We start from the raw sequence: 21,618 nt of genomic DNA on the forward strand, positions 1-21,618 counted from the left end.
ATCGACCTTATCGACCAGACCGACGGCCCGGAGGCGGTGAGCGAGGTGCACGTCGTCTACCCGGTGGTGGTCTCCGCCCTGCTGTTCTCCATCGGTGTGTACGGCGTGCTGGCCCGGCGCAACGCGATCCTCGTGCTGATGTCGGTCGAGCTGATGCTCAACGCGGTCAACCTCAACCTGGTGGCCTTCGACGTCTGGCTCAGGGACCGCCTGCACGGCGGCCAGGTGCTGACGCTGTTCGTCATCGTGATCGCCGCGGCCGAGGTGGGCCTGGGACTGGCGATCGTGCTGGCCGTCTTCCGCACGCGCCGGACCGTCGACGTCGACCGGTTGCGGGCGCTCGCCGAAGTCGTACGCACACCCGACTCGGGGCGCCCGGACGGGGAGGGCGCCTCGTGACCGCCGTGGTGGCTCTGATCGTCCTGCTGCCGTTCGCCGGCGCCGCGGCCGGGCTGCTCGCGACCCGCCTGGGCACCCGAGCTCTGCGCACCGGGGATCTGGGCACCCGGGATCTGGGCACCCGGGATCTGGGCACCCGAGATGTGGGCGCCCGCACGGAACGGGCGGTGTACCGGCGGGCGGCGTGGTTCGCGATCGCGCCAGGCGCGGTGTCGGCGGCGCTCACGGTGTGGCTCGCCGCCGCCCTCGCGGGGGGAGCGGGCGTATCAGAAGGGCGGTTCTGGTCGGAGCTGCTCCCCGGGCGGGCCGAGGGCACGCTGACGGTGGTCGAGACGGGGTCGGTGCCGATCTCCCTGACTCTGCGGGCCGACGGATTGTCAGTGCTCGCGGGCATCCTGGTCGTCGTGGTCGCGCTGGCGGTGCAGGTCTACTCGGTCGGGTACATGCGGGACGAACCCCGCTACCCGTCCTACAGCGCGTTCGTCAGCCTGTTCACCAGCGCAATGCTGCTGGTGGTCTACGCGGGGGACCTGATCGTCCTCTATGTCGGCTGGGAGATCATGGGCCTGTGCTCCTACCTGCTCATCGGGCACTGGTGGGAGGACCGGGCCAACTCCCGGGCGGCGGTCAAGGCGTTCCTGGTCACCCGGCTCGGCGACGTCGGCTTCCTGTTCGGGATCTTCATCCTCGGCACGGCGGCGGGCAGTTTCCGGATCGACGCCGTGCTGCGCGCGGACATTCCCCGGGGCACGCTGGTCGCCGCGACGCTTCTGCTGCTCGCCGGGGTCGCGGGTAAGAGCGCGCAGGTGCCGCTGCAGACCTGGCTGCCCGACGCGATGGCCGGCCCCACCCCGATCAGCGCGCTCATCCACGCGGCCACGATGGTGGCGGCCGGGATCTTCGTCGTCGCCCGGCTCTACCCCGCCTTCCTCGCGGCGCCGCCCACGCTCGACGTGCTGGGCGTGGTCGCGGCCGTCGGCATGCTGGGCGCCGCGCTGGCCGCGCTCGCGCAGGACGACCTCAAGCGCGTGCTGGCCTACTCGACGATCAGCCAGCTCGCCTACATGGCCGCGGCACTGGCCGCCGGGTCCGACCGGGCGGCGATGTTCCACCTGGTGTCGCACGGCGCGTTCAAGGCCCTGCTGTTCCTCTGCGCGGGCCTGGTGATCCACCACGTCGGGTCGAACTTGATCAGCCACATGGGCGGGTTGCGCACCGCCCTCCCCGTGACGTTCTGGACGATGACCATCGGTTTCGCCGCGCTCGCCGGGCTGCCGCCCGCGAGCGGCTTCTTCAGCAAGGACGCGGTGATCTCGGCCATCGAGCACGGGACGGGACCGGCCCAGCCGTTCGTGTACGCGTCGGCGCTGCTGACCGTGGGGGTGACCGGGGCGTACGCCGCCCGCGCCTGGCTGCGCACGTTCTTCGGTCCCGCCCGGATCGAGCCGCTCGCGGAGCCGCCGCCGGGTGTCGCCCACGTCTTCGACGGCCGGGAGGCGCCCCCGTCGATGCTGTGGCCGGCCGGCGTGCTGGCCGTGCCCGCCCTGCTGCTCGGCCTCGCCGGATCGGCGGCGGGTGTGGAGGTCGAGTGGGGGCCGGCGGCCGTCAGCCTCGCCGTCGCACTGCTCGGCGCCGGGATCGTGTACGCCCTGTGGCGCGCCGCGCCGGAACAGGACCCCGCCCGGCTGCTCGGCCCGTTCCGGGTGCCGTGCGAGCGGGCCTTCTACGTCGACGCCGCGTACGCGGCGCTGGTCGCCCGGCCCGTCCTGCGCCTGGCCAGGGGAGTGGTCCGCGCGGACGCGCGGGTGGTGGACGGCGCGGTCCGCGGTTCCGGCCGGGCGACGCTCGGCCTTTCCGGCCTGGTGCGGCTCGCGCAGAACGGCAACGCGCAGCTCTACGTCACCGGCCTGCTGGCCGGGCTCGTGCTGATCGCGGTCGCGGCGGTGGTGCTGACATGACGCGGCAGGCTCGCAGCGGTGGCACGCGGCTTCGCGCGGTGGTGACGACGTGAGCTGGCTGCCGATCGCGCTCGTGGGCGTCCCGCTGCTGGGGGCCGTCGTCGCCGCCGTCCCGGCCGTACGGGACAGGGCGGTGGCCTGGGGGATCGCGGTCTCGGCCGTGGTGCTGGTCCTCGCCGTCGCGCTCGCCGCGGCCTTCGACCACGCGCGCCCCGCCGACATGCAACTGCAGACCGACCGGCCGTGGATCCCCGGCCTCGGCCTGCGGTTCCACCTGGGCGTGGACGGCGTCTCGCTGCCGCTCGTCGTGCTGACCGCGCTGCTGACGTTCCTGTGCTTCGTCCACCTCGCCGGGCACCCGCCCGCGGGCGGCAGACCCGGCGCGCTGGTCGTCACGCTGCTCGTGCTCGAAGTCGGCATGATCGGCACGTTCCTCGCCCTCGACCTGCTGCTGTTCTTCGTGTTCTTCGAGGTCGTGCTGGTTCCGATGTATTTCGTGATCGCCCTGTGGGGCGGCGCGGGCAGGCGGGCGGCGGCCGTGAAGTTCATCCTCTACACGCTGCTCGGCTCGGCCGTCCTCCTCATCGGCCTGCTCGTCGTCTGGACCCAGGCCGGCACGCTCGACATGGTCGCGCTGGCCGGGCGCCACGGTTCGGGCATGGCCCGGTCGGCGCAGATCCTCGCGTTCCTCGCCATCGGTCTCGGCCTGGCGGTGAAGACGCCCATGTGGCCGCTGCACACCTGGCTGCCCGACGCGCACACCGAGGCGCCGACCGTCGGCTCGGTCCTGCTCGCGGGCGTGCTGCTCAAGATGGGCTCCTACGGCTTCGCCAGGATCGCGATCCCGGTGCTCCCCGAGGGCGCGGCGGCCCTGGCTCCCTGGCTCGGCGCGTTCGCCGTGGTCGGCATCGCCTACGGATCGCTCGCCTGCCTCGCCCAGCGCGATCTCAAACGGATGATCGCCTACTCCTCCGTCGGCCACATGGGGTTCGTGCTGCTCGGGTTCGCCTCGCTCACGCCGGTGGGCCTGAACGGCGCCCTGTTCGCCAACGTCGCCCACGGGCTGATCACGGGCCTGCTGTTCTTCCTCGCCGGAGCCGTCAAGGAGCGGTACGGCACGGCCGACATGGTCCGGCTGGGCGGCGGCATGCTGCGCCGTCTGCCGTACGTCGGCTCGCTGCTGACCTTCGCCTGCGTCGCCTCGCTGGGCATGCCCGGCCTCGCCGGCTTCTGGGGGGAGATGCTCGCGCTGCTCGGCGCGTTCCGCCCGGCCGCCGGGCTCTCCCGGCCGCTGTTCCTCGTGTTCATGGCCGTCGGCGGGCTCGGCACGGTGCTCACGGCGGCCTACTTCCTGGTCATGCTCTCGCGGGTGACGCATGGCCGGGCGGTCGAGACCATTCCGCCCCCCGGGCCCCTTGAGCCGCCGGAGCCGTATGAGCCGCCGGGGCCGCCACTCGCCACCGCCGAAGGCGTACGCGAGGTGCTGAGCGAGGCGGGGGAGGGCGCGGAACCGGTCGAGCCCGTCGCGACCGGAGCCGCCGTGGCCGCCGTGGCCGCGCTGGACCGGGAGGGTGCGGGGCAGGAGACCGCCCGCACGAGCGCCGCGGTCGACGAGGGACGGGCCAGTGCGACGGGTGCCGGGGCCGCCGGGGTGGGCGCCGCCGACGCCGGAGAGATGGGCCGGGCGCGGCGGCCTTTCCGGGACGTCACGGCCCGCGAGCTCGCGGCGTGGCTCCCGCTGGTGGCGCTGATCGTGCTGTTCGGCCTGTGGCCGAAGGCCCTGCTCGCCGTCACCACGCCCGCCGTGCAGTCGCTCCTCGGATCGGGGGTGGCGCCGTGACGGGCGGGGTGATCCAGTCCATCGACTACGCCGCCGTGGCGGCGCCGCTGGTCCTCGCGCTGGTCGCGGGGCTCGTGCTGCTGCTCGACGCGTTCCTGCCCGCCCGTCCCGGCGGGGCGCGGGTGCTCGGCCTCGTCACGCTCGGCGGCCTGGTCGCCGCCCTGGCCGTGGTGGCCGTCCAGGCCGCCGGCGGCGGGACCCGGCGCACGTTCTGCGTCCCCGCCTCGCTCGGCGGCGAATCTGCCCCGGGCCGGGCCGCTCCGGCGTCGTGCTCGTTCGTCGCGGACCGCTTCTCCCTGGTCATCGCGGCGGTCGTGCTGGCCGCCGGGGTGATCGTCGTGTTGCTGTCGATGACGGAGATCGCCGCAGGACGCGACGCCGAGCCAGGAGAGCGCGGCCGGATTCCGGCGGGGGAGTGGTATTTCCTGCTGCTGGCCACGCTGACGGGGGCGGTCCTGCTGCCCGCCTCCCGTGATCTCATCATGCTGGTCGTGTCGCTGGAACTGGTGTCGCTGCCGGTGTTCGCGCTGACCGCGCTCAAGCGTCATGACGGCCGCGCCTCCGAGGCGGCCCTCAAGCTCTTCCTGGTCTCGGTCGTCTCCACCGCGATCACGCTGTTCGGCGTCTCGCTGCTCTACGGGGTGACCGGCTCGGTCCACCTCGACCGGATCGACGCCGCCCTGCGGGCGACCGGAGACACGGCTGGAGACATGACGGGGGACATGGCCCAGGTCACGGCGGTGGCGATCGTGCTGGTGGCGGCGGGCTTCGCGTTCAAGATCGCCGCGGTGCCGTTCCATTTCTGGGCGGGGGACGTCTACCGAGGCGCACCGGTCCCGGTCGCGGCGCTGCTGTCGGTGGTCTCCAAGGCGTCGGGCTTCGCCGGGCTGATTCTGCTGCTGACGTCCGCGCTGCCGGGGAGGGCGGCGCTGTGGGCGCCCGGAGTGGCGGTCGTCGCCGCACTGACGATGACGGCGGGCAACGTCCTCGCGATGCGGCAGCGCGCGGCCGTCCGGCTGCTGGCCTGGTCGTCGGTCGCGCAGTCGGGCTACATCCTCGCGCCGCTGGCCGTCTACGCCGTCGCACCCCGTGCTGCCGTCGGTGCGTCGGTCGCCTATCTCGTCTTCTACGCCGCGATGAACCTGATCGCCTTCGCGGTGGTCCTGCTGGTGGCGCGGCTGCCGGAAGGCCAGGACCTGGAGGCGTACCGGGGGCTGGCGCTGCGGAGCCCGGCCGCCGGGTTGTCCCTCGCCTTCGCCCTCGTCTGCCTGGCCGGGCTGCCGCCCGGGCTCGCCGGCCTGTTCGCGAAGATCGTCGTCTTCCGGGCCGTGGTGGACGGCGGGCTCGGCTGGCTGGCCCTGGTCATGGCGGCCAACACGGTTGCCGGGCTGTATTACTACATCGCCTGGACCGCCCGGCTGTTCGCGCCACCCGCGGCGGGCGAGAGCCGTACGGTCTCGACGAGGACGGCGGCGGGGGTCGCCGTCGCCATCGCGGTCGCCGTCACCGTGGTCTTCTCCGTCGCCCCGCAGGTGGTGCTGTCCGTCACAGGGTGAGGCGCGTCACGGGGAACGTTCGTCCAGGCCGTATGCGTTGGTAGGGCTGGACGCACCCAACCGTGAGGAGGAGGCGTGCACCACAATCGCCTGCGCACCGCGGTCCTGCTGGGGGCGCTGTCCTCGCTGCTCCTGGTGGCCGGCGCCTGGCTGGGGGGTGGCACGGGTGCCCGGATCGCGGTCGTGGCCGCCCTCGCGGTCAGCGGCGTCGCCTACTTCTGCGCCGACAGGATCGCGCTGTCGGCCATGCGGGCCCGGCCCGTGGCGGAGGTGGAACAGCCGATCCTCTACCGCGTCGTCCGCGAGCTCTGCACCGAGGCCCGCGCGCCGATGCCCCGCCTGTACGTGTCCCCGACGATGCAGCCCAACGCGTTCGCGACCGGGCGCAACCCGCGTGACGGGGTGGTGTGCGTCACGCACGGCCTCCTCGGGCTGCTGGACGAGCGCGAACTCAAGGGCGTGCTCGGTCACGAGCTGTCGCACATCCACAACCGGGACATCCTGATCTCCTCGGTCGCGGGCGCGCTCGCGACGATGATCACGTACTTCGGGTACGCCGGCCTGTTCTTCGGCTCCGACGACGACGAGGGTCCGGGGTTCCTCGGCGCCGTCCTCGTGATGATCCTCGGCCCGGTCGCGGCCACGATGATCCAGATGGCGATCGCGCGCTCGCGGGAGTTCGCGGCCGACGACGCGGGCGTCCGGCTGACCGGCGACCCGCTGGCCCTCGCCTCCGCGCTGCGCAAGATCGAGATGGAGGTCCGCAGGCTGCCGCTCCCGGAGAACGGCAGGCTCGCCTCCGCCGGTCACATGATGATCGTCAATCCGTTCCGGGGCACCCGGATCGGCAGGCTGTTCGCGACCCACCCGCCGGTCGCCGCGCGGATCGCCCGTCTGGAGCGGATGGCCGGCTACCGGCGCTGACGCCGGGCCGGTGAGTTTCTCGCGCACCCGGAGAACACCTGGGCGTCCCAGAGCACGCTGTCGCGGCCGCCGCCGAGAGGACGAGGATCGCGGGTTTTCTCCTCCCGTCTCGCCTGGATGGATGCGGTGCGACGGCGGAAGGTTCTGTCACGAATGGGCCACGCGAAGATCTCTACACATTTGGTGGGGAAAGGGATGGAAGATCCGGCCCCATGTGGTGTTTACTGCTTCTATCCATTTGGGGCGACTTGGTAGACAGGCCAGGTCACAGGGAAGGCGTGGCATGGCAGAAACGGATGAGCGCGGCGTCCACACCCGCCGGGGATTCCTCAGGACGGCGGTCACCGGCATGACGGTGCTGTCGGCTGCGGCGCTGCTGGAGGCCTGCGGCGCGGCGCCGTCGTCACCGGCCGGCTCGAAGGCGTCGAGCGGAAGCGCCGCCGCCGGCACGGACACCGGCAAGGAGATCGAGGTGCTCCGGGTGTCGCTGCCCGGATCGCTGTCGAACCTGTATCCCGGGCAGGAGTCGGGCATCCTCAACTACTACGTCGCCGGGATCTGCATGGAGGGGCTCGTCGGCGTCGACACCACGGGGAAGATCGTCCCCGCCCTGGCGTCGAGCTTCGAGCGCACGTCGCCGACCACCTACGTCTACCGGCTCCGCCCCGACGCCCGGTTCCACGACGGCACCCCGGTGACCGCCGACGACGTGCTGCACTCGATCGAGATGGCGAGGGACGCGAAGGTCTCGCCCTCCACGGCCGCCTACTGGGCCAACCTGAAGAAGGCCGAGAAGACCGGGGACGCCGAGATCACCCTCACCGCTAAGGCCGCCGACGTGGCGTTCGCCTGGCTCCCGTCGAACGCCGACGCCCTGTGGATCGCCCCCAAGGCCGCGTGGCAGAACGCGAAGAGCGGATTCGGCACCCCGCAGTCGCTCCCCATCGGGACCGGGCCGTACAAGGTCACGGGGTTCGTCCCCGACTCCTACGTCGAGTTCTCCCGGGCGGACACCTGGCACGGCACCCGGCCGAAGATCGCGAAGATCCGGTTCGAGTTCGTGCCCGACGAGAACACCCGCCTGCTGGCGTGGAAGGCCGGCAAGGCCGACATGGCGCTCAACGTGCCGCTGGCCCAATCACGCCAGTGGGAGGGCGCCTCCGGCACCCGCGTGGTCTACGCGCCCGACCGCTCCTACGCCGGGCTGACCTTCAACACGAAGGCCGCGCCGTTCGACGACGTGCACGTCCGCAGGGCGGTCGCCCACGCGGTGAACCGCCAGGCGATCGTCGACAAGATCCTGCGCGGCCGGGGCCAGGTCGCCACCGCGCTGTCCACGCCCGAGCAGTTCGGCGGGCTCTGGACGCCGCAGGAGGCGGCGCAGCGGCTCGCCGCCGTCCCCCAGTACGCGTACGACCTGGAGAAGGCGAAGCAGGAGCTGGCGCAGTCGAAGGTGCCGAACGGGTTCAGCGCGAGCCTGTCCTACCCGAACACCGGCCCGCACCTGGGGACGGCCGCGCAGGCGTTCGCCGCCGACCTGAAGAAGATCGGCATCACGCTCGAGGTGAAGGAACTGCCGATCGAGCAGTGGTTGGCGGAGCTGAACGAGTTCCCGCCGCTGAGCTACATGTGGTACTTCAACACCACCGGCGACCCCGGCGAGCTGGCGACCTGGTTCCTCGGCGAGGGCAACCCCGCCAAGTACGCCAACGACACGATCGCCGCCACGATGGCGAAGGCCACCGCCGAGGCCGACCCGGAGAAGAGGGCCGGACTGCTGATCGAGGCCCAGACCGCACAGGCCGCCGACCTCGCGTACCTGCCGCTGTGGTGGGGCCAGGCGGCGACCGCGTTCGGCAGCGCGATCGGCGTCAAGGACTACACCTCCTACACCCTGCTGGCCGACTGGCCGGGCCAGGTCTACGCGGCGAAGTGAACCGCGCCGTCCTCGCCTTCGCGCTGCGCCGGGCCGCCGCCACGCTCGCGCTGCTGCTCGCGCTGTCGCTGCTGGTCTTCGTGCTGCTGTACCTCGCCCCCGGCGACGTCGCCCGCAACCTGCTGGGCACCCGCAACGTCACGCCGGAGGCCCTGGCCCGGATCCGCGAGCTGCACCACTTGGACGAGCCGTTCCTCGCGCAGTACTGGTGGTGGCTGTCCCACGCGGTCACCGGTGACTTCGGCACGTCCATCCGCACCGGAGGGCAGGTCGGGCCGCTGCTGCTCGACCGGACCGGCGTCACGGCGGCCACGGCCGGGCTGGCGTTCCTGCTGTCGGTCCTGGCCGGCGTCCCGGCCGGGATCGCCACCGCCGTACGGCGCGGCCGGCCGCTCGACCGCATGATCGTGGCGGCCTCGGTCGTCGGCGTCAGCGCGCCCGGCTTCGCGGTGGGCCTGATCCTGCTGTACGTCTTCGCCCTGGGGTTGGGCTGGTTCCCCGTCTACGGCACCGGCGAGGGGTTCCTCGACGCCCTCTGGCATCTCGTCCTCCCCGCGGTGGCGCTGGCGTTCGGGCTCGGCGCCTTCGTCGTGAAGCTGACCAGGGCGGCGGTCATCCGGGAGCTGGACCAGGACTACGTGACGTTCGCCCGGGGACGCGGCCTGTCCGAGCGGCGGGTGCTGCGCCTCGTGCTGCGCAACGCGGCCATCCCCATCGTGACCAGCCTCGGCCTGATGGTGGCCTACCTGTTCGGCGGCACCGTGCTGATCGAGGTCACCTTCGCGCTGCCCGGCCTCGGCTCGCTCATGGAGGAGTCGGTGCTGTTCAAGGACATCCCGGTGGTGCAGGCGCTGACGCTCGTCGTCGCGCTGGTCGTGTCGGTGACCGCGCTCGCCGTGGACCTGTCGTACCTCGCGATCGACCCGCGCGTGCGGGCCAGGGCGGTGCGCCGATGAAGCCGGTGAAGCGGACGATGAAGAGGCGGCCGCCGGTCGTGGCGATCCTGTCCGCCGTCGTGCTCGCGGCCGTCGCGGTGTGCGCGGCGGGCCGGGAACTGCTCGCGCCGCACGCCCTCGACCAGGACGTCTACCTGGGCGTGGTCGGCGCGGGCGTCGATGGCCACCTGCTCGGCACCGACCAGCTCGGCCGCGACATCCTGCAACTCTCGCTCGCGGGCGCACGCTCGGCCCTGGCCGGTCCGATCGTGGTCGCCGTGGGGTCGATGGTGATCGGGGTCCTGCTCGGGACCTTCGCGGGCTACCGGGGCGGGATCGTGGACATGCTGGCCGGTCGCTACGCCGACCTGCTGCTGGCGCTGCCGTCTGTGCTGCTGGCCATCGTGGTCGCCGGGCTCGTGGGGCGCGGCTACTGGGTCACGGTCGCCGTGCTGATCGTGCTGTTCTCGCCGTCCGACGTGCGGCTCGTGCGGGGAGCGGTGATGGAGCAGACACCCCGGCCCTACATCGAGTCGGCCAGGATCCTCGGCATCCGGCCGACGCGGATCATGTTCCGGCATATCGCGCCCAACATCGTGCCGATCGTGGTCGCCAACCTCCTGCTCAACGTGGCGTTCGCGCTGGTCGCGCTGTCCTCGCTGTCGTACCTCGGGCTCGGCGTGCCGCCCGGGGCGCCGGACTGGGGACGCCAGCTCGCCGACGGGCGCGCGCTGCTGGGCGACAACCCGCTGGCGGCCGTCGTGCCCGGCGTGCTGATCATCCTCACCGCCACCGCGGTGAACCTGCTCGGCGACTGGCTGTCGGAACTGCTCGACCGCAGGGTGGTGGCCCGATGACAAACGGCCCGGTGACAGAAGGCCCGATGACCGCACTGCTTCACGCCCGCGACGTACGGGTGACCTCGGCGGCGGGCGTCCTCGTCAACGGGATCGACCTGACGGTGGCGCCGGGGGAGACCGTGGCGATCGTCGGCGAGTCCGGTTCGGGCAAGTCGATGACCGCCAGGGCGCTGACCGGCCTGCTGCCCGAGGGCGTGCACGCCACCGGACGGCTGGAGCTGTCCGGGCAGGCGTACGACCTGGCCGCGCGCACGCCCTGGCAGCGCATCCGGGGTTCGCGGATCGCGCTGCTGCTCCAGGACCCGTTCACCTCGCTGTCGCCGGTGCACCGCTGCGGCGAGCAGATCGGCTGGGCGCTGCCGCGCGCCGGCCGCGCCGCCGGGGTCGCCCGCCTGCTGGCCGAGGTGGGACTGCACTCGGAGGTCGCAGGACGGTACCCCTTCCAGCTCTCCGGCGGCATGCGCCAGCGGGTGGCGATCGCGGCCGCGCTGGCCGCCGGTCCGGGCCTGCTGATCGCGGACGAGCCGACCACCGCACTGGACGTGACCACCCAGCACGAGGTCCTCGAACTCGTCGCCGGGCTGCAGCGGGCGCGTCGGATGGGCCTCATCCTGATCACGCACGACCTGCGGCTCGCCCGGGCCAGGGCCGACCGGATCATGGTGATGTACGCCGGGCGGCTCGTCGAGGAGGGCCCGGCGGCCGAGGTGATGGACCGGCCCGCGCACCCCTACACGGCGCGGCTGGCGGCGTGCGACCCGCCCGTCACCCACCGTCTGCCGGCGCTGCCGACGATCCCCGGCTCGGTGCCCCGGCCGTACGCGGTGAGCGACGCCTGCGCCTTCGCGGACCGGTGTGATCTGGCGGTCGAGGCGTGCCGTACGGCCGAACCGGTCCTGGTGGAGGTGGCCCATCGCCCAGGAAACAGCGGGCACCGGGCGGCGTGCGTGCGGCCCTCGGACGTCCGCCCGGTCGCCGCGCCCCTTCTCGCCGTTCCTCCTGCCGCGGTCGTTCCTCAGGAGGCGGGCCCGTCGCCCGCGCTGCTGACCGTACGCGGGCTGACCAAGCGGTTCTCCGGCTCTGCCGCGCCGGCGCTCGACGGGGTCGACCTGGAGGTCGCGGCGGGGGAGGCGGTCGCGGTGGTCGGCGAGTCCGGCTCCGGCAAGACCACGCTCGCGCGGTGCGTGGTCGGCCTCGAACGGGCCGATGGAGGAAGCGTCGAGTTCGGCGGCGGGGCCACCGGCCCGAGGCGGGTGCAGTACGTGTTCCAGGACCCGTACTCCGCGCTGAACCCCGGCCTCACCGTCGGCGCCTCGCTGGCCGAGGCGCTCAAGGCGGCGGGCCGTCCCCGGTCGGAGGTGCCCGGCCTGCTCGACCTGGTCGGCCTGCCCGCGGCGTACGCCCGGCGCAGGCCCCGCGCGCTGTCGGGCGGCGAGCGTCAGCGCGTGGCGATCGCGCGGGCGCTCGCTCCCGGCGCCGAGGTGCTGGTGTGCGACGAGCCCGTCTCGGCGCTCGACGTCTCGGTCCAGGCGCAGGTGCTCAACCTGCTGTCGGACCTGCGCCGCGACCTGGGGCTGACCCTGCTGTTCATCACCCACGACCTGGCCGTCGCGCGGCAGGTCGCCGACCGCGTGTACGTGATGCACCGCGGCCGGGTCGTCGAGACCGGGCCGGTCGGCGGCGTGCTGGGCGCCCCTGCCCACGAGTACACCCAACGGCTGCTGGCGTCCGTGCCGGCGGCGACCCGAGCGGAGTGAAGATCCTGATGACCGAACTACGCGTCGACGTGCTGCCCGTGACGGGGGACGTGGCCTCCGTCGCCGACGGGCTCGACGCCGTGCCCGCCGACCTGATGCGCCGCTGGCGGCTCGCGGGCGGCGTGCAGGTGCGCACGCTCGTCACGGCCCGTACGGAGGACGGGACGCTCGCCGGGGCCGCCTTCGAGGTGCACAGGCCGCTCACCGCGTACCGGAAGATCGTGGACGTGTGGGCGTCCGACGACGCGGTCGCCGACACGCTCGTGCGCACCATCGAGGAGCGCGCCTGGCGGGAGGGCGCGGTGGCGGTCAAGCGGTGGTTCGCGGCGCGGGACGCCGCGTGGGAACGCTCGCTGGGCCGGGGCTACCGGGAGGTGCCGGTGCCCACCTGGGCCGGCCCGGTGGTCGGCGCCCCGGAGACGGGCTACGGTCAGGTGCGCTGGCGTGAACGGCCCCCCGCGCGGGCGCTGCCGTACATGCGCCAGACCACCGACTTCACCTGCGGGCCGGCGGCGCTGCAGATGGCCCTGGGCGGGCTGGGGCTGCGGGGCGAGCCCTCCCGCGAGGAGGAGCTGCGGCTGTGGCGCGAGGCGACCACGGTGGCCGGCTGCGATCCCCTGGGCCTCGCGCTCGCCGCCGCCGGCCGGGGCGTCAGGCCGGAGGTGCTGCTGTCCACCGAGGCCCCGACCCTGCTGGAGCTGTGCCGTACGGACGAGGAGCGCGAGCTGAGGGGCTTCATCCAGGCGGGTTTCCGGGCCGAGCTGTCCCGCAGGGGCATCGGCGTGGATACCGTCGCCTTCGGCCTCGACCGGCTCCGCGCGGTGGTCGAGGGCGGCGGGGTGGCGCTCGTGCTGATCGAGCAGCTCGGCATGCACGACGAGAGCTCCCCGCACTGGATCGCCGTCCACGGGGTGGACGGGGACGTCTTCCACGTCAACGACCCCTGGACGGACGCCCATCTGGGCGAGACCTACCTCGACGCGCTCGACCTGCCGCTGCCCGCCGCGACGCTGGACCGGCTCGCGTGGTATGGCCGGCCGAGCTACCGGAGCATGATCGCCCTCGGGTGACCGGTCAGTCGGAGGGCATCGAGACGAGCGTCAGCAGCCGGGCCGGCTCCGCGCCGGTCCGGTAGCCGTGCTCGGCCTCGGCCGAGAACCGCACGGCGTCCCCCGCCTCGAGCCTGACCTCGTACGTGGCGACCTCCAGGGTCACCGAGCCGGACAGGACGTAGGCGAACTCCTCCGACCCTCGCCCGTGCGGCGCGCTCTCATGGGCGTGCTCCGGCGGCAGCGGCGTCTCGTACAGCTCGAAGCGCCGCCGGTCGAGGGAGCTGAGCAGGGTGCGCGCCGCGTCGTCGCCGGCGCGGCGCATCACCTGCGGTTCGTACAGCGGCGTCCGGGTGAGGTCGGCGAAGGACAGGTCGAGCGCCTCGGCCAGCCCCGCCAGCACCTCGACCGTGGGGTTGGCCAGCCCGCGCTCGATCTGCGACAGCAACGCCTTGCTGAAGCCGGAGCGGTCCGCCAGGTCGCGGATGCTGAGCCCGCGCGTGTGCCGCGCGTGCCGCACGTTGCTCGCGATCGCCGCCCGCACCTGCTCCGAGAGCGCGCCCACCCCGCCCATCCCCCTTGTCGAAGTACGCCATTGTTCCACGAAGGGGGCGCTCCGGGCGTCAGACGCCGGGGTGCAGCACGCGGCTCAGGAACTCGCGGGTCCGCTCGTGCCGCGGGTCGGCGATGACCTGCTCGGGCGGCCCGTCCTCGACGATCACGCCGCCGTCCATGAACACCACGCGGTCGGCCACCTCGCGGGCGAATCCCATCTCGTGGGTGACGACGAGCATGGTCATGCCGTCCTCCGCGAGCTTCCGCATGACCGACAGCACGTCGCCGACCAGCTCGGGGTCGAGGGCGGAGGTCGGCTCGTCGAACAGCATCAGCGAGGGGTTCATGGCGAGCGCGCGGGCGATCGCCACACGCTGCTGCTGGCCGCCGGACAGCTGGGGCGGGTAGGCGTCGATCTTCTCCAGCAGGCCGACCTTCTCCAGGTTCTCCCGGGCGACGCGGTCGCACTCGCCCTTGCTCCGCTTGAGCACCCGCTCCTGGGCGATCGTGACGTTGCGCCGCACGGTCAGGTGGGGGAACAGGTTGAACTGCTGGAACACCATGCCGACGTGCCGCCGGGCGGTGTCGATGTCGACGTCGGGGTCGGTCAGATCGACGCCGTCCACGACCACCGTGCCGGAAGTCGGCTGCTCCAGCAGGTTCACGCAGCGCAGCAGCGTGGACTTGCCCGAGCCGGACGGCCCGATCACGCAGACGACCTGGCCGCTCTCGACCGTGAAGTCGATGCCGCGCAGCACTTCGAGGCTGCCGAACGACTTGTGCAGGTTCCTGATCTCGACGGTGCTCATCGGCCCGCTCCCTGACGCGCTTCCAGCCGCCTCGCGACGTACCCGAGGGGAATCGTGATCAGCAGGTAGGTCAGACCGGTCGCGAGGATCGGCGTGGGGTTGGCGTACGTGGAGGACTGGTCGTTGCCGAACTTCGCCAGCTCCACCTGGGCGGCCGTGACGCCGAGGATCAGCACCAGCGAGGAGTCCTTCAGCAGCATGACGAGCTGGTTGGTGAGCGGCGGCAGCACGATCCGGATCGCCTGCGGGATGACGATCGACACCATCGCCCGCATGTGCGGCATGCCGAGCGACCGCGCCGCCTCCATCTGCCCCTTCGGCACCGCCTGGATGCCCGCCCGGAAGTTCTCCGCCATGTACGCCGCCGAGACGACGCCGAGCCCCAGCGCGGCGCTGCCGTACACGCCGCCGGGCAGCTCGAAGCCGGGGAACGCCAGCGGGAGGCTGCCGATCATCAGGAAGATGAGCAGGATCGGCAGGCCACGGAAGATCTCGATGTAGATCACCGACAGCCACCGGTAGGGCGCGACCGAGGACAGCCGCATCAGGGCCAGCACCAGACCCAGGACGAAGCCGAGGGCGAAGCCCGACAGCGTGTAGATCACGGTGTTGCGCAACGCCACCGTGAACAGGTCGGGCAGGCCCTCGCCGGCGACCTTGAGGTTGAGGAACGACTCGCCGATCGCCTTCCAGTCGGCCAGCGCGACCAGGACGACGAGGATCACCACCAGTACGGCGTACTGGATGACCCTGCTGATGCGCTGCTTCTTGCGCGGGCTGAGCCCCTTGCGGGGCTCAGCCGGGGAGGGCGCCTGCTGCTCGCTCACAACACTCATGATCCGGCGGCGGGCGACTCGGTTCCGGTCTCGGCACCCGAACCACCGCCCGACGCGCCGCCGGGCTCGGTGCCGAACCACTTCTTGTAGATCTCGTTGTAGGTGCCGTCGGACTTGGCGGCGGCGAGGACCTCGTCGACGACCTTCTTGAGCGCCGTGTTGTCCTTCTTCATGCCGATGCCGTACTGCTCACCGGTGTCGAGGCTGGCGACCTGCTCGAACTTGGCGCCGACGTCGGACTTCTTCAGCCAGGTCAGCACGACCGGGAGGTCCTGCACGATCACGTCCGCCTGACCGGTCTGCAGGCCGAGCAGCTCCTTGGGCGAGTCGGCGAACTCGATCGGGTCGAGGCCCTGCTTCTTGACGTAGTCGAGGCCGGTCGTGGACGCCTGCGCGCCCAGCTTGAGGTTCTTGGCCTTGACGTCGTCGAGCGAGGTGATCCCGCTGCCCTTCTTGGCCATCAGCGCCTGGGTGGCGTCGAAGTACGGCTCGGAGAAGAGCAGGTTCTGCTGCCGCTCGGGAGTGATCGTCATACCGGCGGCGGCCACGTCGCACTTGCGGGCGTTCAGGGCGGCGCCGCTCTTGATCGCCGCGAAGTCGATGTCCACGATGTCCTGGGTCACGCCCAGCTTCTTCGCGACCAGGTCGACGATGTCCACGTCGAACCCGACGACCTTGTCGCCCTGGTTGAACTGGAACGGCTCGTACGGGATGTTCGTGCAGGTCGTGATCTTTCCGGCGTTCACGAGGGCGACACCGCCGGGGGCGGCCGAGGCCGTCGCCGTGCCCGAGTCGGCGGAGTCGCTCCCGCAGGCGGTGACGGTCAGCGTCGCCGCCAGCGCCACCGCCCCGATGCTCGCCGCTTTCCGATAGGTGGACCAGGGAGCCACACCGGCCTCCTTGCTGTGGTGCGAAAACGTCTGAGGCGCAGTTTAAGCGTCCCTTATGACGGTTTGGCCACCGCATGGAACGGAGGGAGTAACGCCTGTTACCTCTGGTGTCAGGGTTGCATGCCTTCGGTGAGCATGTTGAAGCGTTCGAGCATGCGCGCGAGCAGCCGTACGTCCTCCTCCGGCCAGGCGGCCAGCAGCGTGCGCAGCTGGCCCTCGCGCGCGACCCGCGCGTCGTCGAGCCGCCTGCGGCCCTCGGGAGTGAGGGCCAGCAGGTGAGCCCGGCCGTCCTCCGGGTCGGGGCTGCGGCTGATCAGCCCCAGCTCCTCCAGCACCTTGAGCTGGCGGCTGATCGTCGCCCGGCCGACCCGCAGGTAGGCGGCCAGGTCACTGGACCGCATCGGCGAGCTCTGGTCGATGCGGACCAGCAGGCCGTACGCGCCGGGGTCCAGCTCGGGATGCACCTTGCGCCCCATCCCCGCGGAGAACGCCTTGGCGCGCCGGAGCAGGATGGCGAGCTGCCGCTCGACCGCGCAGTACGCCTCGCGTTCGCCGGCCGTGGGCGGTCGGGGAGCGATGTCCGCCTCCGTCATGGCCTGCCTCCTCCTGACTGCGTGTGGCAGGGGGTCTACCCGCGCACCGCCTGGATGTCCAGCTCTACTTTCAGTGTCGCGCCGATCAGCGAGATCCCCGCCTGGACGACCTGGTTGTAGGTCATCGCGAAGTCCTCGCGGCGCAACTCCGTGACCGCGCGGAACGCCGCCCGCAGCCCGCCCCACAGGTCCGGGCCCGTGCCGAGGTAGGTCATGTCGAGATCGACCGGGCGGCTGACGCCGCTCAGCGTCAGCACGCCGTGCACCGTCCACCGGTCCGGGCCCGCCGGCGACAGCCCGGTGCTCCGGTAGGAGATCACCGGGTGCACCGGGACGTCGAGGAAGTCCGCGGAACGCAGGTGATCATCGCGCATCCGGCTGCCCGTGTCGATGGACTCGGCGACGATCTCGGCGACCACGGACGACTCCTCCGGCGTGGCGCCCATCTCGATCCGGCCGGAGAACTCGGTGAACCGCCCCTGCACGCTGCTGAGGCCGAGGTGCCGGGCCGTGGCCGAGATCTTCGAGTGTTCCGGGTCGATCGTCCACACGCCGGGCGGCGGAAGCTCGGTGCCGCCCTGCCGGGCCAGCACCAGCGTGCCGGCCTCGGCGGCGCCCGAGGCGGTCGCGATCGCGGTGGACGCGGCGGGCGCGTACCCGATCGCGGTCGCGACCACCGTGTAGACCCCCGGCGGCAGCGGGGCGGTGACGACCTGCCCGTCGGTGTCCGCCTCCGCCCGCGCCACCTGATGGCCGGTCGTGTCCGTCACCGTGACGACCGCGTGCTGCACGGCCCAGCCGTCCTTGCTCCTGACCAGGGCGTGCAATCCCCTGGGGACCGTCTGGGAGACGCTCATCGCTCGTGTCCCAGCCACACGTCGTAAGGCTCGTCGCCCTGGCCGCCCAGGTTCAGCGTGCTCGCCACGGGCGGGTAGCCGCTCGCGACGATGGTGTACTGCCCGCCGGTCAGGTCGGTGAAGGCGTACTCGCCGTCCTCGCCGGTGGTCGCCACGCCCACCACGTTGCCTGCGGCGTCGAGCAGCGTGACCCTCGCGTCGGCCAGCGGCACGCCGTCCTTGACGCGGACCGTGCCCCGCACCCGCGCGCCGGGCAGCAGCACGACGTCATGCCGGGTCTGGCCGGTGCCCAGCACCTCGATCGGAACGGCGGCCGGACGGTAGGCCGCGCCGCTGACCGTGAGCGTGTAGGTGCCGGCCACGATGCCGGAGAAGGAGAAGCCGCCCTCGGCGTCGGTCGAGCTCGTGGCCACGACCTCGCCGCGCACGTCTGTCACGACGACCACCGCCTCGGCGACCGGCGTCCCGTCGACGCCGCGCACGGTGCCGACGAGCCGGCCCGAGGCCGCGAGCACCATGTCGAAGTCGACCGGCTGGTCGCCCACGACCAGCGTCGCGACCTGCGGCTCCCGGTCGCCCGCCGACGCGATCAGCACGTACGTCCCGCCGCCCGGCGTCTGGAGCGCGTAGCCCCCGTCGTCCCGGGTGACCGTACGGCCGAGCTGGTGGCCGCGCACGTCGATCAGCGTGAGCGTGGCGCGGCCCACGGGCACGCCGTCCTGGCCCTTGACGAACCCGCTGATGCTCACGCCGCCCGGCTCGTGCGTCTCCATGGCGAGCGCGGCGTACGGCTGGGCCTGCGTGGCGGTGAGGACCTGTGCGTTCAGGGGCTGCGGGTTCAGAGGCTGTGCGTTCAGGGGCTGCGTGGCGGAGTGGCCGTTCGGCGAGGCGAACTCGGCCTCGGCCATGATCGGCCGCTGCGTGTCGCGCTGTTGCCTGTCGCGCTGGGCGTGGCGTCCGGTCACGGCGCCGTTCCGCTGGCGGGCGATCTCGGGGTCGAGGGTCTCGTCGGTCTCCTGCGCGCCGGCGCTGACCGTGATCGCGCTGGTCCGCAGCGGGACTTCCTTGATGAACAGCACGGCGATCAGCGCGAGGAGGGTGAGCGGCGCCGCGTAGAGGAACAGGTCGCCGATGCCGTGGCCGTACGCGCTCTCCACCGCCGTGCGGATCGGGGCGGGCAGCGCCGAGAGCTTCGGGATCGCGCCGCTCTCCTGGCCGGTGCCATGGACGCCCAGCGCGGCCAGGGCGTCCGCCAGGTAGCGCTTGACGCGGTCGCCCATCAGGGCGCCGAGGGCCGAGACGCCGATCGCGCCGCCGAGGGAGCGGAAGAACGAGACCACCGAGCTGCCCGCGCCCAGGTCCTCCGCGCGCACCTGGTTCTGCACGGCGAGAACGAGGTTCTGCTGGCTCATGCCGATGCCGACGCCGACGCAGAACATGAATATCGCGACGAGCCAGTAGTCGGTGTCGTACCGCAACGTGCCCATCAGGGCGAACCCGGCGGTGAGGAAGAAGGTTCCGGAGACCAGGAAGACCTTCCAGTGGCCGGTGCGGGTGATGATCTGCCCGGAGACCGTGGAGGAGATCGCCAGGCCGAGGATCATCGGCAGCGTCATCAGGCCGGCCACCGTGGGCGTCTCGCCCCGGGCGAGCTGGAAGTACTGGCTGAGGAAGGTCGTGCCGCCGAACATCGCGACGCCGACCAGCACGCTGGCGACCACGCTGAGGCTGACCGTCCGGATTCTGAACAGGCGCAGCGGGACGATGGGCTCGCTCACCTTGGACTCGACCACGAGGAAGAGCACCGCGAGCACGACCGCGCCGCCGACCATCGCGCCGGTCTGCCACGACAGCCAGTCGTACTTGTTGCCGGCGAAGGAGACCCAGATCAGCAGCAGCGAGACCGCGGCGGCGATGAGGACCGCGCCGCCCCAGTCGATGCGCACGTCGCGCTTGAGCACCGGCAGGTGGAGGGTCTTCTGCAGCACGATCAGCGAGAGGATCGCGAACGGCACGCCGACGTAGAAGCACCAGCGCCAGCCGAGCCACGAGGTGTCGACGATCAGCCCGCCGATGAGCGGGCCGCCGATCGTGGCGACGGCGAACACAGCGCCCAGGTAGCCGGAGTAGCGGCCGCGTTCCCGCGGCGAGATCATCGCCGCCATGATGACCTGCGCGAGGGCGGTGAGGCCGCCGACGCCGAGGCCCTGGACGACCCGTGCCGTGATCAGCATCGATGGGTTCTGCGACAGGCCGGCGATGGCGGAGCCGATCACGTACACGATCAGCCCGAGCTGGATCAGCAGCTTCTTGCTGAACAGGTCGGACAGCTTGCCCCAGATCGGCGTCGAGACCGTCGCCGCGAGCAGGGTCGCGGTGATCACCCAGGTGTAGGTCGTCTCGTCCGCGTGCAGTTCGGCCGTGATCGTGGGGAGCGCGTTCGACACGACGGTCGACGACAGGATCGCGACGAACATCCCCAGCATCAGGCCCGAGAGCGCCTCCAGGATCTCCCGGTGCGTCATCGCGGGGGCCGCCGTGCCTGGCGGCGTCTCCCGCGTCATCGCATTCGCCATCGAAGTCCTTCCCCGTGTGATCAAACTTAGTTTCCCTAAGCAATCATATGCCTATCGTTGCTTCGGGCAACCAAATGGTCACGGTTTGGGGCTTCCGGAAATGACGAAGGCCCTGAACCCGCAGGTCAGGGCCTTTCCGTCAGTGTCGCGCTGTGACGCGTATCACCGATAGTTGACGAACTGAAGGGCGATGTCGAGGTCCTTGCCCTTGAGCAGGGAGATCACCTCCTGGAGGTCGTCCTTCTTCTTGGAGCTGACCCGGAGCTCCTCGCCCTGGATCTGCGCCTTCACGCCCTTCGGGCCCTCGTCCCGGATGAGCTTGGAGATCTTCTTGGCGTTCTCCTGGTCGATGCCCTCCTTGAGGGACACCACTAGGCGGTACTCCTTGCCGGACAGCTTCGGCTCGCCCGCCTCCAGGATCTTGAGGGACAGGTTGCGCTTGACGATCTTCTCCTTGAAGACGTCGAGAACCGCGTTGGCCCGCTCCTCGCTGTTCGCCTTGATCTCGATGTCCTTCTGCCCCGACCAGGAGATGCTCGCGCCCGTACCCTTGAAGTCGAAGCGGTGCCCGACCTCCTTGACCGTCTGGTTCAGGGCGTTGTCGACCTCCTGCCGGTCGATCTTGCTCACCACGTCGAAACTGCTGTCGGCCATCGGTGTCCGTGTCCTCTCTCCGTTACCCTTCGAGATTAGTGGGCCCCGATGTGATCAGAGGTCTTTCCTCATGACGACGCGGGGCGCCACCTCTATGCCGAGGGCCCGCTCGTGCTCGACCAGTGTGGTGAGTTCCGGCCCCCAGTCGTGGGGTTGTACGACCCGGAAGCCGCGCCGGGCGTACCAGGGGGCGTTCCACGGCACGTCCCGGAACGTCGTCAGCGTCACCGCGGCAGTAGAGGCCCGCGCGGCCGCCTTGGAGACGGCATCGAGAAGCCGGGTTCCGATCCCCTGGTTGCCGTGATCGGGGTGTACGGCGATCTGCTCGAGGTGGGTAAGGCCGTCGACCACCCCGAGCAGGGCGAACCCCACCGGCGGCCGGCCGGCCACGACGACACGCCTGGGGTCGTCGCACTCTTCGACGACCGTGGTGCCCGGTGGGAAGACGATGCCGAGCGGCACGAACATCCCGTCCGCCGCTCTCTCGATCTCCGCAAGGGCCGCGAGATCCGCCGGCTCGGCCTGTCTGATCACCGTCCCACTATGGCCGGTGCTCTGCCGCGCCCGCTTCCGAGTTTTCGGGACCCTCTGCCGATCATGTGAGGGGCGAGCCGGAACCCATGTCACGTGCACC

19 protein-coding genes are annotated in these 21,618 nt (G+C 71.8%); 10 read left to right on the forward strand and 9 right to left on the reverse strand.

Translation table 11 applies throughout. The features are described from left to right. Nucleotides 1–45: 45 nt before the first annotated feature. The 10 genes from nuoK (at nt 46) to HHX35_RS08560 (ending at nt 13,235) form a co-directional block, all read left to right on the forward strand. Entirely contained in the window at nt 46–399 is a 354-nt protein-coding gene (gene nuoK, locus HHX35_RS08515; protein WP_182898462.1) for an NADH-quinone oxidoreductase subunit NuoK, read from the forward strand. Next, nucleotides 396–2,357 carry an NADH-quinone oxidoreductase subunit L gene (locus HHX35_RS08520; RefSeq protein ID WP_182898267.1) on the forward strand — a complete coding sequence of 654 codons (1,962 nt, stop codon included), beginning with the start codon at nt 396–398 and terminating at the stop codon, nt 2,355–2,357. The genes nuoK and HHX35_RS08520 overlap by 4 nt, the downstream gene beginning before the upstream one ends. A gap of 49 nt (nt 2,358–2,406) precedes the next feature. Next, nucleotides 2,407–4,197, forward strand: coding sequence for a NuoM family protein (locus HHX35_RS08525; protein WP_182898268.1), 1,791 nt, complete (start codon nt 2,407–2,409; stop codon nt 4,195–4,197). After that, nucleotides 4,194–5,753 (forward strand): NADH-quinone oxidoreductase subunit N, encoded by a 1,560-nt coding sequence (locus HHX35_RS08530; protein ID WP_310738959.1) that lies wholly within the window; start codon nt 4,194–4,196, stop codon nt 5,751–5,753. The genes HHX35_RS08525 and HHX35_RS08530 overlap by 4 nt, the downstream gene beginning before the upstream one ends. 75 nt (nt 5,754–5,828) lie before the next feature. Then, entirely contained in the window at nt 5,829–6,677 is an 849-nt protein-coding gene (locus tag HHX35_RS08535) for a M48 family metalloprotease (protein ID WP_182898269.1), read from the forward strand. 283 nt (nt 6,678–6,960) lie between these two features. Then, nucleotides 6,961–8,613: an ABC transporter substrate-binding protein gene (locus HHX35_RS08540; protein ID WP_182898270.1), complete on the forward strand. Its 1,653-nt coding sequence runs from the start codon at nt 6,961–6,963 to the stop codon at nt 8,611–8,613. Then, entirely contained in the window at nt 8,610–9,569 is a 960-nt protein-coding gene (locus tag HHX35_RS08545; protein WP_182898271.1) for an ABC transporter permease, read from the forward strand. Before HHX35_RS08540 ends, HHX35_RS08545 begins: the two co-directional genes overlap by 4 nt. Beyond that, the gene (locus tag HHX35_RS08550; protein WP_182898272.1) at nt 9,566–10,405 is read left to right on the forward strand and encodes an ABC transporter permease; all 840 of its coding nucleotides are present in this window, start codon (nt 9,566–9,568) and stop codon (nt 10,403–10,405) included. The genes HHX35_RS08545 and HHX35_RS08550 overlap by 4 nt, the downstream gene beginning before the upstream one ends. A gap of 26 nt (nt 10,406–10,431) precedes the next feature. Further along, entirely contained in the window at nt 10,432–12,165 is a 1,734-nt protein-coding gene (locus HHX35_RS08555; protein WP_182898273.1) for an ABC transporter ATP-binding protein, read from the forward strand. 8 nt (nt 12,166–12,173) lie between these two features. Beyond that, the gene (locus HHX35_RS08560; protein WP_182898274.1) at nt 12,174–13,235 is read left to right on the forward strand and encodes a peptidase C39 family protein; all 1,062 of its coding nucleotides are present in this window, start codon (nt 12,174–12,176) and stop codon (nt 13,233–13,235) included. Nucleotides 13,236–13,239: 4 nt separating this feature from the next. Here HHX35_RS08560 and HHX35_RS08565 read toward each other — a convergent pair whose 3' ends face one another. From HHX35_RS08565 to HHX35_RS08605, 9 genes are all read right to left on the reverse strand, one after another. Then, complete coding sequence (locus HHX35_RS08565; protein WP_182898275.1) at nt 13,240–13,779, reverse strand: helix-turn-helix domain-containing protein; 540 nt, start codon at nt 13,777–13,779, stop codon at nt 13,240–13,242. A 58-nt stretch (nt 13,780–13,837) separates the two neighbouring features. Beyond that, nucleotides 13,838–14,578 carry an amino acid ABC transporter ATP-binding protein gene (locus tag HHX35_RS08570; protein ID WP_182898276.1) on the reverse strand — a complete coding sequence of 247 codons (741 nt, stop codon included), beginning with the start codon at nt 14,576–14,578 and terminating at the stop codon, nt 13,838–13,840. Next, nucleotides 14,575–15,414, reverse strand: a complete 840-nt coding sequence (locus tag HHX35_RS08575) for an amino acid ABC transporter permease (protein WP_182898277.1) — start codon at nt 15,412–15,414, stop codon at nt 14,575–14,577. The genes HHX35_RS08570 and HHX35_RS08575 overlap by 4 nt, the downstream gene beginning before the upstream one ends. Further along, nucleotides 15,411–16,304, reverse strand: coding sequence for an ABC transporter substrate-binding protein (locus HHX35_RS08580; protein ID WP_182898278.1), 894 nt, complete (start codon nt 16,302–16,304; stop codon nt 15,411–15,413). Before HHX35_RS08580 ends, HHX35_RS08575 begins: the two co-directional genes overlap by 4 nt. A 110-nt stretch (nt 16,305–16,414) precedes the next feature. Next, nucleotides 16,415–16,897: a MarR family winged helix-turn-helix transcriptional regulator gene (locus HHX35_RS08585; RefSeq protein WP_139578947.1), complete on the reverse strand. Its 483-nt coding sequence runs from the start codon at nt 16,895–16,897 to the stop codon at nt 16,415–16,417. Between the two features lie 35 nt (nt 16,898–16,932). After that, the gene (locus HHX35_RS08590; RefSeq protein WP_182898279.1) at nt 16,933–17,754 is read right to left on the reverse strand and encodes a YceI family protein; all 822 of its coding nucleotides are present in this window, start codon (nt 17,752–17,754) and stop codon (nt 16,933–16,935) included. Then, the gene (locus HHX35_RS08595; protein WP_182898280.1) at nt 17,751–20,330 is read right to left on the reverse strand and encodes an MFS transporter; all 2,580 of its coding nucleotides are present in this window, start codon (nt 20,328–20,330) and stop codon (nt 17,751–17,753) included. Before HHX35_RS08595 ends, HHX35_RS08590 begins: the two co-directional genes overlap by 4 nt. A gap of 162 nt (nt 20,331–20,492) precedes the next feature. Further along, nucleotides 20,493–20,984 carry a YajQ family cyclic di-GMP-binding protein gene (locus HHX35_RS08600; protein ID WP_139578945.1) on the reverse strand — a complete coding sequence of 164 codons (492 nt, stop codon included), beginning with the start codon at nt 20,982–20,984 and terminating at the stop codon, nt 20,493–20,495. A 54-nt stretch (nt 20,985–21,038) separates the two neighbouring features. After that, on the reverse strand, nt 21,039–21,518 hold the full coding sequence (locus tag HHX35_RS08605) for a GNAT family N-acetyltransferase (protein ID WP_310738960.1): 480 nt from the start codon (nt 21,516–21,518) through the stop codon (nt 21,039–21,041). Between the last annotated feature and the right edge of the window lie 100 nt (nt 21,519–21,618).

Origin of the sequence: Microbispora sp. H10830 (genome assembly GCF_014161375.1) — a bacterium.
GTDB classification, from domain to species: Bacteria; Actinomycetota; Actinomycetes; order Streptosporangiales; family Streptosporangiaceae; genus Microbispora; species Microbispora catharanthi.

What these genes read in the sequence shown, in the direction of transcription:
- HHX35_RS08540 (WP_182898270.1), top strand. Translation starts at nt 6,961, where the DNA reads ATGGCAGAAACGGATGAGCGCGGCGTCCACACCCGCCGGGGATTCCTC.
- HHX35_RS08550 (WP_182898272.1), top strand. Translation starts at nt 9,566, where the DNA reads ATGAAGCCGGTGAAGCGGACGATGAAGAGGCGGCCGCCGGTCGTGGCG.
- HHX35_RS08555 (WP_182898273.1), top strand. Translation starts at nt 10,432, where the DNA reads ATGACCGCACTGCTTCACGCCCGCGACGTACGGGTGACCTCGGCGGCG.
- HHX35_RS08560 (WP_182898274.1), top strand. Translation starts at nt 12,174, where the DNA reads ATGACCGAACTACGCGTCGACGTGCTGCCCGTGACGGGGGACGTGGCC.
- HHX35_RS08570 (WP_182898276.1), bottom strand. Translation starts at nt 14,578, where the DNA reads ATGAGCACCGTCGAGATCAGGAACCTGCACAAGTCGTTCGGCAGCCTC.
- HHX35_RS08575 (WP_182898277.1), bottom strand. Translation starts at nt 15,414, where the DNA reads ATGAGTGTTGTGAGCGAGCAGCAGGCGCCCTCCCCGGCTGAGCCCCGC.
- HHX35_RS08585 (WP_139578947.1), bottom strand. Translation starts at nt 16,897, where the DNA reads ATGACGGAGGCGGACATCGCTCCCCGACCGCCCACGGCCGGCGAACGC.
- HHX35_RS08590 (WP_182898279.1), bottom strand. Translation starts at nt 17,754, where the DNA reads ATGAGCGTCTCCCAGACGGTCCCCAGGGGATTGCACGCCCTGGTCAGG.
- HHX35_RS08595 (WP_182898280.1), bottom strand. Translation starts at nt 20,330, where the DNA reads ATGGCGAATGCGATGACGCGGGAGACGCCGCCAGGCACGGCGGCCCCC.
- HHX35_RS08600 (WP_139578945.1), bottom strand. Translation starts at nt 20,984, where the DNA reads ATGGCCGACAGCAGTTTCGACGTGGTGAGCAAGATCGACCGGCAGGAG.